This is a genomic window from Erythrobacter sp. SD-21, assembly GCF_000181515.1.
Taxonomy (GTDB): domain Bacteria; phylum Pseudomonadota; class Alphaproteobacteria; order Sphingomonadales; family Sphingomonadaceae; genus Qipengyuania.
Genome location: NZ_ABCG01000004.1, coordinates 171,707 through 185,988, shown reverse-complemented (window position 1 = coordinate 185,988; position 14,282 = coordinate 171,707). Strand labels below are relative to the sequence as shown.

Below are 14,282 nucleotides of genomic sequence, written 5' to 3'. Positions count from 1 at the left end.
TTCCATCACTTGCCCGGCGCCTTCGCATTAGTACGGTGAAAATTGGGACACCTGCGATACTTGCGGGGGAAAGGGACGCTCTATGAAAATCGTGAAATCCGCGTGCGCGCTTGCCGCGCTTCCGCTTCTTGCCATCGCCGCACCGCTGGCTGCGCAGGACGCCGCTGTGCCTGCGGTCACCGCCCAGCAGCAGAGCCAGACGGCCTGGGGCAACGCCATTTACGACATCGCACCCGATGCCTCGGTGCGGTACGGCATGCTCGACAACGGCATGCGCTACGCGATCATGCGCAACGAAACCCCGCAAGACGCGGTAGTGGTGCGCTTCGGCTTCGATGTGGGCTGGGTCGACGAAGAGGACGACGAGCTGGGCCTTGCCCACTTCATCGAGCACATGGCCTTCAACGGATCGACCAACATTCCCGAAGGCGAAATGATCAAGCTGCTCGAGCGCGAGGGTCTTGCCTTCGGTGCCGACACCAACGCCTCGACCGGTTTCGAGGACACGATCTACAAGCTCGATTTGCCGCGCAAGGATGCCGACCTTCTCGGCACCGCGCTGATGCTGATGCGTGAAACTGCGAGCGAACTGACCATTGCCGCCGACGCGGTCGACCGTGAGCGTGGCGTCATCCAGTCGGAAACGCGCACGCGCAACAATTTCCAGATCCGCCGGATCAAGGACTATCTCAAGTTCATCGCGCCCGACACGCGCTTTGCCGCCCGCTTCCGCGCCGAGGGGACGGTCGAGAATATCGATGCCGCCCCGGCCGACCGCCTGCGCGAGCTTTATGCGCGCTACTACCGCCCCGACAATGCGGCACTGGTCATCGTCGGCGATGTCGATGTCGCCGCCGTGGAAGCCGAGGTGCGCGAGCGCTTCGGTGACTGGCAGGCGCCGGCCAATGCGATCGAGCGGGTCGAGGGAGGAACGATCAATCTCACGCGCGGCCCGGCGGCCGCCAATTTCGTCGATCCAGACGTCCCCTTCCTCGTCGTGATCGACCGCTTCGCGCCCTATCGCGAGCCCATGAGCACTACGGCGGATTTCCGCCGCTCGCTGGTCGCGTCGCTTGGCCGCGCGATGGTCAATCGTCGGCTCGAACAGATCGCCAACCAGGTCGATGCCCCGATCATCTCGGGCGGCCTTTCGGGCAGCGACTTCTTCGAACTCTACGACCAGGCGTCGCTCACGCTGCAGGCCAAGGAAGGCGAATGGCAGCAGGCGCTGCAGGTCGGCGAGCAGGAATGGCGCCGCGCCGTCGAATTCGGCTTCTCCGAGGCCGAACTGGCTGAGCAGGTGGCGAATTATACGCGCAGGTATCGCGATTCCGCGCAGCAGCAGAACACCCGCCAGAGCGCAGGACTTGCCGGTGGCATCCTTTCCACGGCCAAGAGCGGGCGACTCTTTGTGACGCCGCAGACGAACTGGGAGCTGTTCCAGACCATCGCTCCGACCATCACCACCCGGGAGGTGCTTGAAGTCTTCCGCGAAGACCAAGCGCTGTCCCCGGCGCTGGTTCATGTGAGCACCAAGGCGCCCATCGATGGCGGCGACCAGGCCATTCTCAATGTCCTCGAGGCGTCGCGGGCAGTCGAACTGGAAGCGCCAGCCGAGGCGGAGGTCACGGCCTTCGGTTACGACAGCTTCGGCACGCCGGGTACGGTGGTTTCGGACATCGCGGTCGAGGACCTCGGCTTCCGGCAAATCCAGTTCTCCAACGGCGTGAAGCTGAACCTCAAGACGACAGATTTCGAAGAGGGCAAGCTGCGCTATTCGGTGCGCATCGGATCGGGCCTGCTGTCGCTTCCCGACGATTCCATCGCTACCGGCCTGTTCCTCTCGACCTCGCTGGCGCAGGGCGGCCTCGGCAAGCACAGCTTCGATGAGATCCGCCGCATAATGGCCGGTCGCGATGTCGCGAGTGGCCTTAGTGTCGGAGGCGATCGCTTCGCCACGGCCGGCAGCACGACCATGGAGGACCTCGAATTGCAGCTCCAGCTGACTGCGGCCTATCTCACCGATCCGGGCTTCCGCGACGAGGCGCTGAGCCGCTGGCAGGCGCTGCTGCCGCCCTTCCTCGCAAGCACCGATGCGACGCCGCAAAGCGTGGCCCAGTTCGAAGTCCCGCGGGTTATCTCGGACGGCAACCCGCGCTTCGGCATTCCGGCGCAGGACAGGCTGGAAGCGGTCACGCTGGAACAGGCCCGCGCGCTCATCGCAGAGCAATTCGCCAAAGCCCCGATCGAAATCGCCGTGGTTGGCGAAATCGACGAGGCGGCCGTGATCGACGCCGTCGCGAAGACCTTCGGTGCGCTCCCGGCGCGTTCGACGCAGCTCGGCGCCTTCACGGAAGCGCGCCAGGCCAGCTTCACCGCGCGCCGCGATCCGGTGACGCTGACGCACGCCGGGGCGGAAGACCAAGCGCTGGCGCTGGTCTATTGGCCCACGACCGACGATGACGATGCGCAGGAGGAGGCGACCATGCGCCTGCTCGCCAGCGTGATGCGCCTCCAGCTGCTCGAGGAAATCCGCGAGAAGCTGGGAGCCTCCTATTCGCCGGGTGCGGGATCCTCGATGTCGGATACCTTTGACGGCTATGGCACCTTCTCGACGTCCGTCGTGGTCGCGCCGGGCGATGCCGAGAAGGTTTTCGCGACCATCGACAACATCGCTGCGCAGCTGCGCGATGCGCCGGTCGATGCCGACCTGCTGGATCGCGCACGCCGACCGATGCTGGAAAACCTCGCCCAGCAGAAGACCCAGAACCCATACTGGCTGGGCATGCTGGCAGAAGCGCAGCTCGAGGCCGACCGGCTCGACCGCTATCGCACCTACGAAACGCGCCTTCGCAACGTCACGCCCGAAATGATGCAGGAAGCGGCCGCCCAGTACCTGACGGCCGACGAAGCGCTGCGCATCCGCATCGTCCACCAATCGCTCGCTCCCAGCGAGTAATCGGCGGGCCATAGGAAAAGGGCCAGAATGACATGTCCCTCCCGGCCCTTTCTTTTGTCTGCGGTGCGCAGCCTAGTGCTGGAATCGGACCGAAAGACCGATGACACGCGGATCGTTCACGAAGCCGGTGTTGTTGTTGAAGTCGATACCGCCCTTCACATTGTCCTCGTTGGTGATGTTGCGCGCAAACAGCGCCACTTCGAGGCTGCCGTCGAAACGGGCGTAACCGACGCGCAGACCGCCTTCGATCTGGTTGTCCGAATTGAACTCCAAGCTCTCGTAGAGGAAGAAATTGGTCGCGCCTTGATAGGTCCAGTCGGTGTAGGCGAAGAGCTCGCCGTCCAAGCTAACCGGAACGGCGTAACGTGCGGACACGTCGGCGATCCATTCCGGAGCGTTGGGGAACGGGTTGCCGTCCACCAGCGCGCGATCGGTGCCAGACAGCGTCACGATCGGGTCGGTGACCGTACACTGGGCGCAGATGCCCACCGCCAGGTTGTCGTCTTGGATCTTGGTGTTGTTCCAGCTCGCACCGGCCGTGATCAGGAAATCGGGCGTGACCTGGAATGCGCTGTCGAGTTCGAAGCCGTAGCCGCGCCCCTTGTCGGAATTGACCAGCTGGACGAGGTTGTCCGCACCGCCGATGGCCGAGAACTGCGGATCGGTGATGGTGTAGTAATAGCCGGCTAGGTTCAGACGAACCTTGCGATCGAGCAGCTCGGACTTGAGGCCTGCCTCATAGCTCATGATCTTCTCGGAGCTGGCGATCGAAGGAGCCGAACCGAAGGCCACGTCGCGGCCCTGGATGGTCGGTGCACGAAAACCGCTCGCGACGCGCGCATAGACGCTGGCATCGGCGCTGACTTCATAAAAGGCAGCCACGTCCCAGCTAATACGCTCGTCTTCGACGCTGCGCGCCTGATCGCCGGGGCCGGAGATGAACGAGGTCTGCGTGACGGCAAACTGCTTCTCATCTTCAGTGTAGCGCACACCGCCGGTCAGCTTCAGCAAATCGGTCACCTGCCCGGTAACCTGGCCGAAGACCGCCCAGCTTTCGTTGGTGTGGTTCACGGTCACGGCCGGCGGGAAATCGAAGCCGACCGTGGTCACGTCGAAATCACTGTCGAAGTAGAAACCGCCGACCTGCCATTCGATGATGCCACCGCTGTTCGAAGCGAGGCGGACTTCCTGCGTGAACTGGTCGAGCACGATGGAATCGCGGGTGTCGGACGGGAAAGGGATGAAGCCCGGCCCGTCGACGAGGTTGCCGCCGTCGATATCGCCGCGGCTCGAACCTTCGCTGCTGGCCCAGCTGGTGATGCTGGTGAAAGTGGCAAAGTCGGCGTCGTAATCGGCTTTCACGGTCGCGATCTCAGCGTCGTACTGGGCCTGGTTGCCTGCGCCCGCATCGTAGAACACGGTGTCGCGGTCGTAGTTTTCGTTGAGGTCGTTCGAACCCGGGCCGAGGATGTTGGCTCGGAACAGGGTCGAGGTGCCGTCGAGGTTGCGAACGGCGTAGCTGCCGAGGATCGAGATCCGGTCCGTCGGCGTCAGCAGGAGCTGAGCGCGCCCGGCGATGTCGCTGTAAGCGCCGTAGACGTCTTCCTGGCCAGTGAAACCGTTGTCCACCCAGTCGTCGCGCTGCTGCCACAGGCCTGACAGGCGAACCGAGGCCACGCCCGGCACGATGGGAACGGTGACGCCGCCGTCGATAGCCACCGAGTTGAAGCTGCCGTAGCTGGCCGAACCGCGCACAGCCAATTCGTCACCCGGCTTGGTGGTGTCGATCTTCACGATACCGGCCGGCGTGTTGCGGCCGAACAGCGTGCCCTGCGGACCGCGAAGAACTTCGATACGCTCCACGTCGAAGATCGGGAAGCTCTTGAGCGTCACGTTTTCGAGGACGACGTCGTCCTGCACCACCGAAACGGGCTGCGAGGCGGCAAGGTCGAAGTCGGTGTTGCCGAGGCCGCGGATATAGAAACGCGGGGCCGCACGGCCGTTGGAACTTTCGACGAAGAGGCCCGGCACGCGCGCGGAGAGCGCGGTCACATCCGCGCCGGCGTCGAAAATGGTCTGCGCGGCATCGGCGGAGACGGTCGCGGCCGAAACGGCGACGTCCTGCAGGTTTTCCTCGCGGCGGTTGGCCGTCACGACGATCACGTCGAGCGCGCCGTTGTCGGGCTGTTCGGCGCCGGTGGCTTCGCTGTCGGAGCTGTCGACGGTGTCCTGCGCCATAGCGGGCTGCGCAACGGCGAGCGCCAGCGTGCTGGCTGGGAGGAGGCGGAGAGCAAGGGAGCGGTCAATCATGGGAGAGGTAATCCTTTTGGCCCGACGCGATGATCCATTGGCGCGGGTTGGTGGGATGGAAGAAGTGAATTGACCCTCGCGCCTGTAGCCGAAACGTCACAATATACGAGTCATCGAGGCGCGGAAGGCTGCGGTTTTTGCTTAATGTTGCATCGCAGTAACAACGCAAAAAACGCAGTTCTCGTGCAAGCCACTGTTACTCCCTGCCTTTGCCTCAAGCCTTGCGCCAAAGAGGCTCTCGCGGCATAGGCGCGCCAAACCTGAGCACACGGTAAAATCCGAAAGGCCGCCCATGAAGATTCGCGTTCTCGTCAGCCTCAAGCCCGGCGTGCTCGACCCGCAGGGACGCGCCGTCCACCATGCGCTGGAAGGCCTCGGCTTCAAGGGCGTGGACGATGTCCGCATCGGTCGCACGGTCGAACTCGATGTCGCCGACGACACGAGCGACACAGCGCTCACCGAAATGTGCGAGAAGCTGCTCGCGAACACGGTGATCGAAAACTACACAATCGAGAAGCTGGACTGATGGCTTTTAGCAGCGCCGTCATCACCTTTCCCGGCTCGAATTGCGACCGCGACATGGCGGTGGCGCTGGAGCAGGTTGCAGGCAGCGCCCCGCTGTGCATCTGGCACGGCGATGCCGAACTGCCGCAAGGCCTCGACCTCATCGCCTTGCCCGGCGGCTTTTCCTATGGCGATTACCTGCGTTCGGGCGCCATGGCGGCGAACAGCCCGATCATGCGCGAAGTGGTGCGCGCAGCCGATCGCGGCGTGCCCGTGCTCGGCGTATGCAACGGCTTCCAGGTCCTGACCGAGGCGCGTCTGCTCCCCGGCGCGCTGATGCGCAACGCCAGCCAGCATTTTATCTGCCGCACGGTCAGCCTTAAAGTGGAGAACGCGGATTCGCTGTTCACCAAGGGCTATGACGCGGGGCAGGAAATCCGCATTCCGGTGGCGCATCACGACGGCAATTACTTCGCCGACGAGGAGACGCTCGACCGGCTCGAAGGCGAAGGCCGCGTGGCGTTCCGTTACCTCAAGAACTGCAATGGCTCGCGCCGCGATATCGCGGGCGTGCTCAACAAGGCAGGCAATGTGCTGGGCATGATGCCGCATCCCGAACGCGCGGTGGATGCCGCCCATGGCGGGACCGGCGGACTGGCCCTGTTCGAAGGCGCGATCAAGGCGCTCGCCACCGCCTGATTGCGCTCAGGCGCTCTTGCGCTTTTTCTGGGCGAAGATCTTGCGCGCATCCTCGGACGGCATGGGCCGGCCGAAGTGGTACCCCTGGATCTTATTGCAGCCCAGATGCCGGATCATTTCCGCCTCGTCGTCGTTTTCGACACCTTCTGCCGTCGTCGTCATGCCGAGGCTGTCGGCCATGGCCACCACGGCGCGGATGATCGCGAGGCTTTCGGGACTGTTCTGCGCCGCGCCCTGCACGAAGCTGCGGTCGACCTTGATGGTAGTGAACTTGAGCTTGCGCAGATAACCGAGCGAGGAATAGCCGGTGCCGAAATCGTCCAGCGCGACCGAGCAACCGAGCGCCATGCACTGTTCCAGCGCCTTGCGGGCGACATTGGCGTCGCGCATGAAGATGCTTTCGGTCACTTCGATCTCGAGCCGCTTGGGATCGAGCCCGCTGTGCGAGAGGGCCCGCACCACCGTCCCTGCAAAGTCCGGCTCGACCAGTTGTTCGGGCGAGACGTTGATGTTCACCTTGACGTTTTCGGGCCAGTTACGCGCCGCCTCGCGGCAGGCTTCTTGCATCACCCAGGTTCCGATCGGCACGATCAGGCGCGTATCTTCGGCAATCGGGATGAACTTGGCGGGGCTGATGAAGCCATGCTCCTCGCAGTTCCAGCGGGCCAGCGCTTCGAAGCTGACAAGTTCCTCGGTGTTGGCATCGACGACCGGCTGGTAGTGCAGGACGAACTCGTTCTTTTCGAGCGCGCTGCGTAGCGCGATCTCGAGCACTCGGCGTTCCTCGGCATTGCTGTGAAGCGAGGGTTCGTATTCGCAATGCACGCCGCCGCCCTCGTCCTTGGCGCGATACAGCGCGAGATCGGCGTTACGAAGCAGCTCTTCCACGTTGCGACCGTCGCGCGGACCGATGGCCGAGCCGACGCTCGCGCCGACATAGAGCACCTGATTGTTTACGTGATAAGGCGCGGAAAGCGCCGAAATGATCGCCTTGGCCAGCGTGTCGACACGGCGGCGGTCGGCCGCATCGCGGATGATGACGGCGAACTCGTCCCCGCCCAGGCGGCCGCACAACTCACCTTCGTCCATCAGCGGTTTCAGGCGTCCCGCAACCTGCGCCAGCATCTGGTCGCCGATCAAATGGCCGAGCGAATCGTTCACCGCCTTGAAGCGGTCGAGGTCGATCATCAGCAGCGCGCAACGCGTGCGCCATTTTTCCGCATATGCCAGCGCATCGGCCAAGGATTCGTTGACCTGCAACCGATTGGGCAGCTGGGTGAGCGTGTCGTAGCGTGCGAGATATGCGATCTTCTCGCTGCTCTCGCGCTGCGCGGTAACATCCGAGCCGACGCCACGAAAGCCAAGCCACTTGCCATCTTCGTCGAACATCGGCGTGCCCGACATTTCCCACCAGCGGACCTGACCGTTGACCAGCGCCTTCACGACCAGACCCGAGAAGCTTTCGCGGCTTTTCAGCCGGTCGGCAAGGTCATGCAGGCTCGGCGGGAACTGGCCGGTTTTCCAGCCGTCCCCCGAGATCAGCTGGAGGAAGGACTTGCCCTCGATATCGGCGATCTCGCGGCCCATGGCGAAGGACAGCCGCGGACTGACGGAGCGCAGGCGGCGCTTGGTGTCGATCTGCCACAGCCAGTCGGCCTGCCCGTCTTCGAATTCGCGCAGGAGCATGGAGACGGTTTCGCTCTTTTCCTGCATTTCGACTTCGGCGGCACGCACCGAGATCGCGACGCGGGCGGATTCGATCACGCCGAGGCAGGCAAAGACCCCTGTCGCCAGCATGATCGCTCCCAGACCAAAGGAAAACGTTGCCATCGCCGCTACCATCGATCCGGCTGTGGCCGTGATAATATAGGCGGTCGTGCTGAGTGGCGCCTTGTAGCGGCTCACGGCACTGACCATCATCAGGAATGCGAGCGCAGCCCAGATTTCAGCCAGCTGGCCGCCCGCACCCGTCACGGCAAGCGCACACAACCCGCCTCCCCAGACCCCGCCCTTGGCACCGCTGGCAAACGCGTGGCGACGCATTACTTCCCAGGTAAGCCCTCGCTCATCGACATCGCGCATGCGCCGGTCGAGGAAGAGGTTGTACCCTGCGATGAACGCAAGGCATGTCGTCCAGCCCCAGAAAACCTCGGCCGGCACCTTGTCCCAGCACAGCCAGGCGACTGTCAGCACAGCGAAGGTGTTGAAGATCAGACGCGCACCGGCGCGTTGGGTCACCAGGGCGTACTGTCTGCCATGAAAGCGGCCCAAATCGCCGCTGCCGGGCGCATCAAGCCCGATCACTTGCCGCATGGTCAGCGGCGCGTCCCCCAGGGACGGCAGAAAATTCGTCTCGCTCACACTATGCGGCCTAAGCCCGAAAGGTTATTTCCGGGTAAAGAAGGCGCACTTACATAAGTGAGCTGTCAGCGCTTCCTTCGGCGTCGAAGCCTCTGGAAAGACATCGGAAAAAAGAGTGGGGCCTACTCCACCGTCACCGACTTGGCGAGATTGCGCGGCTGGTCGACATCGGTGCCCTTCACGCAGGCCACGTGATAGGCGAGCAGCTGCACCGGGATCGCATAGACCAGCGGAGCGATCAGCGGGTGGACTTTGGGCATCTCGATGGTGGCGAGGCAGCCCTCGCCTGCGTCTTCCAGTCCTTCGGCGTCCGAAATCAGCACGATCTGCCCGCCGCGCGCGCGGACCTCTTCCATGTTGGAGATGCTTTTTTCGAACAGCGGGCCGGACGGCGCGAGCACGATCACCGGCACATCGTCGTCGATCAGCGCGATGGGTCCGTGTTTCATCTCGCCGCTGGCGTAGCCCTCAGCGTGTATATAACTGATTTCCTTCAGTTTCAGCGCCCCTTCGAGCGCCAGCGGGTAATCCGGTCCGCGGCCCAGATAGAGCACGTCACGCGCCGGGGCGATGAGGTGCGCCATGGCGGCAATATCCTCGTCATGGTCGAGCGCGGCGTTGAGGCACGCAGGCGCTTCGAGGAGGTGCTTGACCACCTCATATTCTTCCTCGCGGCTCATCAGCCCCTTCTTCACCGCCATATGCGCGGCAAGCGCGGCGAGGACGGCGAGCTGACAGGTGAAGGCCTTGGTCGAGGCGACGCCGATTTCCGGCCCGGCGTGGGTGGGCAGGAGCAAATCCGCCTCACGCGCCATCGTGCTGGTTGGCACGTTGACCACAGCGGCGATGGTCTGGCCCGCTTCCTTGCAATGGCGCAGAGCGGCCAGCGTGTCGGCCGTCTCCCCGCTTTGCGAGATGAAGAGCGACAACCCACCGTCTTCCAGCACCGGCTCGCGATAGCGGAATTCGGAAGCCACATCGATGTCGACCGGCACGCGCGCGAACTGCTCGAACCAGTATTTCGCCACCATGCCGGCGTAATACGACGTGCCGCAGGCGACAATTGTCACACGGCGGATGCTGGAAATGTCGAAGTCGAGCTGCGGCAGCGCTACCGAAACGTCCTCGCGGCGCAGGTAGGAGGAGAGCGTCTGAGCGACCACGGTCGGCTGCTCGAAAATCTCCTTCTGCATGAAGTGGCGGTAATTGCCCTTCTCGGTCGCGGCGGCCGAGGCACCGGAGGTGCGAACTTCGCGCGTGACCTCCTGGTTCTCCTCGTCGAAGATCTTCGCGCCTTCGCGAGTCACTTCGACCCAGTCCCCTTCCTCGAGATAGGAAATCTGCTGGGTCAGCGGGGCCAGCGCCAGCGCATCGGAGCCGATGTAGTTCTCGCCCTCCCCATAGCCGACCACCAGCGGAGAGCCGCGACGCGCGCCGATCAGCATGTCGGGATAATCGCGGAAGGCGATGGCCAGCGCAAAGGCCCCGCGGAGGCGGGGCAGCATGTTGGCGACGGCTTCGTGCGGCGTCTCGCCGTTTTCGAGGCGGAGGGTCAGCAGATGGGCGACAACCTCGCTGTCGGTGTCGCTCTCCATCGTGCGTCCGGCAGCCTTCACCTCGGCGCGCAGTTCCTTGTAATTCTCGATGATGCCGTTGTGGACGATCGCCACCTTGTCGGTCGCATGCGGATGGGCGTTGTTCGCCGTCGGAGCGCCATGCGTGGCCCAGCGGGTGTGTGCGATGCCGATTTCGCCCGGCGCGGGATTGTTCACCAGCTCGGCAACGAGATTGTTGAGCTTTCCTTCCGCGCGGCGGCGCACGAGGTCGCCCTCGTGGATCGTGCAGACGCCCGCGCTGTCATAGCCCCGGTATTCCATGCGCCTCAGACCGTCGACCAGCCTCTCGGCGACAGCTTCCCTGCCGACGATACCGATAATTCCGCACATATATGGTGACCCCTTGAATGTCTGTCAGACGCAGATGTAGCGCCTCCCGTCGGGCAATCAATCGGCGCGGACGGGTGCGGGTTCCCGCAGTGTGCTCCACCAGAGCAGCAGGCCTGCTCCGATGATAATGGCCGCCCCCGCCAGCGTGAGGAGGTCGGGCACGTCGCCGAACCACCACCAGCCGAGGAAGGTTGCCACTAGCATCTGTACATAAGTGGTAGGCGCAATGGTCGCCGCGCCCGCGCGCTGCGTGCCGATATAGGCGAGCCAGTGCGCGCTGCTGGCGGTGACCGCCACCACGGCGCAGCGTGCCAGCACAGTCCAGTCCGGTATGGCGAGGCGCAGGCTCTCGACGCCGGAGAAATGACCGCCGAGGGCTGCGAGGATAAGCACGGGCATCGCGCCGATCTGCATGAAGACCTGCATGGAAAGCGCGCTCCCCTGGCCCGCGCTGGCGCGGTTGGCGATTATCATCAGCGCAAAGAAGAAGGCCGAGGCGAGCGGGAGCAGCGCCACGAGGCCTAGCTCCGCAAGATTGGGCCGCAGCACCATGGCGACACCGACCAGCGCAACGAAACTCGCTGCCCAGACTGCCGGACGGACCTTCTCGCCCAATAGCGGACCGCTCAGCAGCGCAACAATTACCGGCGAGACGAAGGCCAGCGCCATGGCGGTCGCCAGCGGCATCACGAAGATGGCCGAGAAGAAACACAGCGAGGCGGCGGCAAGACAGACGCCGCGAATGGCCTGAAGGCGCGGATTGCTCGGGCGAAACGCGGCCTTGCCCTCGTTCGCCGACAGCAGGATCGAAAGGCCCGCGGCGCCAAGCGCGAAGCGCCACGCCGCCACGCCCAGGGGCGAGAACTCGCCCGCCATGGTCTTGATGACGGCATCGCCGACACTCAGCAGCGCAAAGCCGCAAAGCGCGATCAGGATGCCGCTGCGTTCGGAGTGCTGCATGACGGGATAGGCTTTCGATAGGGAATGCGGCGAGGAAGTGTCGGCGCTGCGCATACAACAATTGCACAGGAGGAAAACCCGCCAAAATCTCGGAAAGGCGGCGGCCAGGTGCCGATGCGGCACAATCCTACGTCCCGCGAAACCGCACCTTTACCCTTCTGAAATCACAAGGTGCTTTAGAAACCTCTGTACCCGGTGAAGTACCGCGTCATCCGGTCATCGCCTTGGTAAATTTTTCGCTTCCACGCCTCGGGCGGTTAGGAAAAAATCAAGGTTTCCAACTTATTCACCAAACATCCAAACGCGCGCTTCGCTGTCCGTCGGGCAGAGAAGGCGTGCGATGAATTATCGACCTCGGGGGTTTATGCAATGAGTGCATTCGGGCGGAAAAACGGTCCATCGGGCATGGGTTCCGGCGCGCGTCAGCAATTTGGTGTTGCCCGTCCAATGAACGGTGGCGGAGCCAAGCCGCCTGCCGAAAGTGGCGACGACGGCGGCGAACAGTTCCCCCCCCTCCCCGCAGAAGGAGCCTCGGCGCCCGGTCGTGCCACGAGCAATGACGCCATGTCTCGCCTCGACGAGCGCATGAACGCCACGCACCAGAGCGAAGGCGAAGTTGGCGGTTTCGAGGCGAGCGTCCACAAGATCAAGGAGCAGGTTCTTCCCCGCCTGCTCGAACGCGTCGACCCCGAAGCGGCTGCCACGCTGACCAAGGATGAGCTGTCGGAAGAATTCCGCCCGATCATCATGGAAGTGCTGGCGGAACTGAAGGTCACGCTCAACCGCCGTGAACAGTTCGCGCTGGAAAAAGTCCTGATCGACGAGCTGCTCGGCTTCGGTCCGCTGGAAGAACTGCTAAACGACCCCGATATTTCGGATATCATGGTCAACGGCCCCGACCAGACCTACGTGGAAAAGAAGGGGAAGCTGCAGATCGCGCCGATCCGTTTCCGCGATGAACAGCACCTGTTCCAGATCGCCCAGCGCATCGTGAACCAGGTCGGCCGCCGCGTCGACCAGACCACGCCGCTGGCCGATGCCCGTCTCAAGGACGGCAGCCGTGTGAACGTTATCGTGCCGCCGCTTTCGCTGCGCGGGACCGCGCTCTCAATTCGTAAGTTTTCCGAAAAGCCCATCACGCTCGACATGCTTCAGGGCTTCGGCTCGATGAGCGAGAAGATGTGTACCGCGCTAAAGATTGCCGGCGCCTGCCGCATGAACATCGTTATCTCGGGCGGTACGGGTTCGGGTAAGACGACTATGCTCAACGCCCTGTCGAAGATGATCGACCCGGGCGAGCGCGTGCTCACCATCGAGGACGCCGCCGAACTTCGCCTGCAGCAGCCGCACTGGCTGCCGCTCGAAACGCGTCCGCCGAACCTTGAAGGCCAGGGCGCCATCACCATCGGCGACCTCGTGAAGAACGCTCTGCGTATGCGTCCTGACCGCATCATCCTGGGCGAAATCCGTGGCGCGGAATGTTTCGACCTTCTCGCCGCCATGAACACGGGCCACGACGGTTCCATGTGTACGCTTCACGCCAACTCGCCGCGTGAGTGTCTCGGCCGTATGGAAAACATGATCCTAATGGGCGACATCAAGATCCCGAAGGAAGCCATTTCGCGCCAAATCGCCGAATCGGTCGACCTGATCGTGCAGGTAAAGCGCCTTCGCGACGGTTCGCGCCGCACCACCGACATCACCGAGGTGATCGGCATGGAAGGCGACGTTATCGTGACGCAGAACCTGTTCAAGTTCGAGTATCTCGACGAGAGCGAGGACGGCAAGATCCTCGGTGAATTCCGCTCGAGTGGCCTGCGTCCCTATACGCTGGAAAAAGCCCGCCAGTTCGGGTTCGACCAAGCCTACCTGGAAGCCTGCCTCTAAGGCTCCCTAACCTCTGATAATTCCCGGTACGGCGACGGCCAGCAGGCCGCCGCCTACCACTACACAGGTCAGGAACAGGCCGGTCCAGGGCACCCACCCGACCCCGTCGATCCGCGCGCGCTTCTGGCGGCGGCGGTCCATCGCCAGCGTGAAACCGGCGAGCAGTAGGAAGGCCGCACCCCACAATGCGAGAATGTCGGCGTCGCTGGCAAAAGTGAGGAAGTCGGGCATCGCCGCGCGCATATGGTGTGGGCCGAGCGCCGCGCCAAGACCGTTTCGACCCTTCCGACAGCGGAACCCGCCCTCTCGTAAGGCGTTGTTAAGCGTCAGAAGGCCACCAACGGGCTCCTCGGGAAGGAAAACCGATGATCAAGAAGCTACTCCTCGCGTTCGGTATCACTTCGATTGCGCTCACCGCGACTGCCTGCAACACCGTCAAGGGTTTCGGTCGTGACGTGGAATCGGTGGGTGAAGCCGGAGAAGACGCGATCGATTAAGGATCGATCTTAATGACCAAGAAAATTACCCTTCTTCTTTCCGTTCTGACTATGTCGGTGGTGGTGGCCGGCTGCAACACGGTCAAGGGCTTCGGCAGGGACGTCCAGTCCATCGGCGAAGCCGGAGAAGAAGCCATCAACTGACCTTTCGGACAGTAG

Annotated in this window: 11 protein-coding genes; 6 read left to right on the top strand and 5 right to left on the bottom strand. The window is 63.3% G+C overall.

Annotated features, from left to right (window positions below; all coding sequences use genetic code 11):
- Positions 1-82: 82 nt before the first annotated feature.
- Positions 83-2,959, top strand: coding sequence for a pitrilysin family protein (locus ED21_RS08775; protein ID WP_006833519.1), 2,877 nt, complete (start codon positions 83-85; stop codon positions 2,957-2,959).
- A 72-nt stretch (positions 2,960-3,031) separates the two neighbouring features.
- On the opposite strand, the gene ED21_RS08770 is transcribed toward ED21_RS08775, so the two are convergent.
- Entirely contained in the window at positions 3,032-5,269 is a 2,238-nt protein-coding gene (locus tag ED21_RS08770; protein WP_006833518.1) for a TonB-dependent receptor, read from the bottom strand.
- Positions 5,270-5,561: 292 nt separating this feature from the next.
- On the opposite strand from ED21_RS08770, the gene purS reads away from it, so the two are divergent.
- Positions 5,562-5,795, top strand: coding sequence for a phosphoribosylformylglycinamidine synthase subunit PurS (gene purS, locus ED21_RS08765; protein WP_006833517.1), 234 nt, complete (start codon positions 5,562-5,564; stop codon positions 5,793-5,795).
- Positions 5,795-6,472: a phosphoribosylformylglycinamidine synthase subunit PurQ gene (gene purQ, locus ED21_RS08760; RefSeq protein WP_006833516.1), complete on the top strand. Its 678-nt coding sequence runs from the start codon at positions 5,795-5,797 to the stop codon at positions 6,470-6,472. The genes purS and purQ overlap by 1 nt, the downstream gene beginning before the upstream one ends.
- 6 nt (positions 6,473-6,478) lie before the next feature.
- Here purQ and ED21_RS08755 read toward each other — a convergent pair whose 3' ends face one another.
- The 3 genes from ED21_RS08755 to ED21_RS08745 form a co-directional block, all read right to left on the bottom strand.
- Positions 6,479-8,833 carry an EAL domain-containing protein gene (locus ED21_RS08755; protein WP_034922008.1) on the bottom strand — a complete coding sequence of 785 codons (2,355 nt, stop codon included), beginning with the start codon at positions 8,831-8,833 and terminating at the stop codon, positions 6,479-6,481.
- Between the two features lie 122 nt (positions 8,834-8,955).
- Positions 8,956-10,779, bottom strand: coding sequence for a glutamine--fructose-6-phosphate transaminase (isomerizing) (gene glmS, locus ED21_RS08750; protein WP_006833514.1), 1,824 nt, complete (start codon positions 10,777-10,779; stop codon positions 8,956-8,958).
- A 57-nt stretch (positions 10,780-10,836) separates the two neighbouring features.
- On the bottom strand, positions 10,837-11,739 hold the full coding sequence (locus ED21_RS08745; RefSeq protein WP_034922114.1) for a DMT family transporter: 903 nt from the start codon (positions 11,737-11,739) through the stop codon (positions 10,837-10,839).
- A 369-nt stretch (positions 11,740-12,108) separates the two neighbouring features.
- Between ED21_RS08745 and ED21_RS08740 the strand changes: the two genes are divergently transcribed.
- Positions 12,109-13,626 carry a CpaF family protein gene (locus tag ED21_RS08740; protein WP_034922005.1) on the top strand — a complete coding sequence of 506 codons (1,518 nt, stop codon included), beginning with the start codon at positions 12,109-12,111 and terminating at the stop codon, positions 13,624-13,626.
- 6 nt (positions 13,627-13,632) lie between these two features.
- On the opposite strand, the gene ED21_RS08735 is transcribed toward ED21_RS08740, so the two are convergent.
- Positions 13,633-13,857 carry a hypothetical protein gene (locus tag ED21_RS08735; RefSeq protein ID WP_156787413.1) on the bottom strand — a complete coding sequence of 75 codons (225 nt, stop codon included), beginning with the start codon at positions 13,855-13,857 and terminating at the stop codon, positions 13,633-13,635.
- Positions 13,858-13,991: 134 nt separating this feature from the next.
- Between ED21_RS08735 and ED21_RS08730 the strand changes: the two genes are divergently transcribed.
- Both ED21_RS08730 and ED21_RS08725 read left to right on the top strand, forming a co-directional pair.
- Complete coding sequence (locus tag ED21_RS08730) at positions 13,992-14,123, top strand: entericidin A/B family lipoprotein (protein WP_006833510.1); 132 nt, start codon at positions 13,992-13,994, stop codon at positions 14,121-14,123.
- 12 nt (positions 14,124-14,135) lie between these two features.
- Complete coding sequence (locus ED21_RS08725) at positions 14,136-14,267, top strand: entericidin A/B family lipoprotein (protein ID WP_006833509.1); 132 nt, start codon at positions 14,136-14,138, stop codon at positions 14,265-14,267.
- The last annotated feature ends 15 nt before the right edge of the window (positions 14,268-14,282 follow it).

Coding starts and splice junctions, on each gene's coding strand:
- ED21_RS08775 (WP_006833519.1), top strand. CDS start 83: ATGAAAATCGTGAAATCCGCGTGCGCGCTTGCCGCGCTTCCGCTTCTT.
- ED21_RS08770 (WP_006833518.1), bottom strand. CDS start 5,269: ATGATTGACCGCTCCCTTGCTCTCCGCCTCCTCCCAGCCAGCACGCTG.
- purS (WP_006833517.1), top strand. CDS start 5,562: ATGAAGATTCGCGTTCTCGTCAGCCTCAAGCCCGGCGTGCTCGACCCG.
- purQ (WP_006833516.1), top strand. CDS start 5,795: ATGGCTTTTAGCAGCGCCGTCATCACCTTTCCCGGCTCGAATTGCGAC.
- glmS (WP_006833514.1), bottom strand. CDS start 10,779: ATGTGCGGAATTATCGGTATCGTCGGCAGGGAAGCTGTCGCCGAGAGG.
- ED21_RS08745 (WP_034922114.1), bottom strand. CDS start 11,739: ATGCAGCACTCCGAACGCAGCGGCATCCTGATCGCGCTTTGCGGCTTT.
- ED21_RS08740 (WP_034922005.1), top strand. CDS start 12,109: ATGAGTGCATTCGGGCGGAAAAACGGTCCATCGGGCATGGGTTCCGGC.
- ED21_RS08735 (WP_156787413.1), bottom strand. CDS start 13,857: ATGCCCGACTTCCTCACTTTTGCCAGCGACGCCGACATTCTCGCATTG.
- ED21_RS08730 (WP_006833510.1), top strand. CDS start 13,992: ATGATCAAGAAGCTACTCCTCGCGTTCGGTATCACTTCGATTGCGCTC.
- ED21_RS08725 (WP_006833509.1), top strand. CDS start 14,136: ATGACCAAGAAAATTACCCTTCTTCTTTCCGTTCTGACTATGTCGGTG.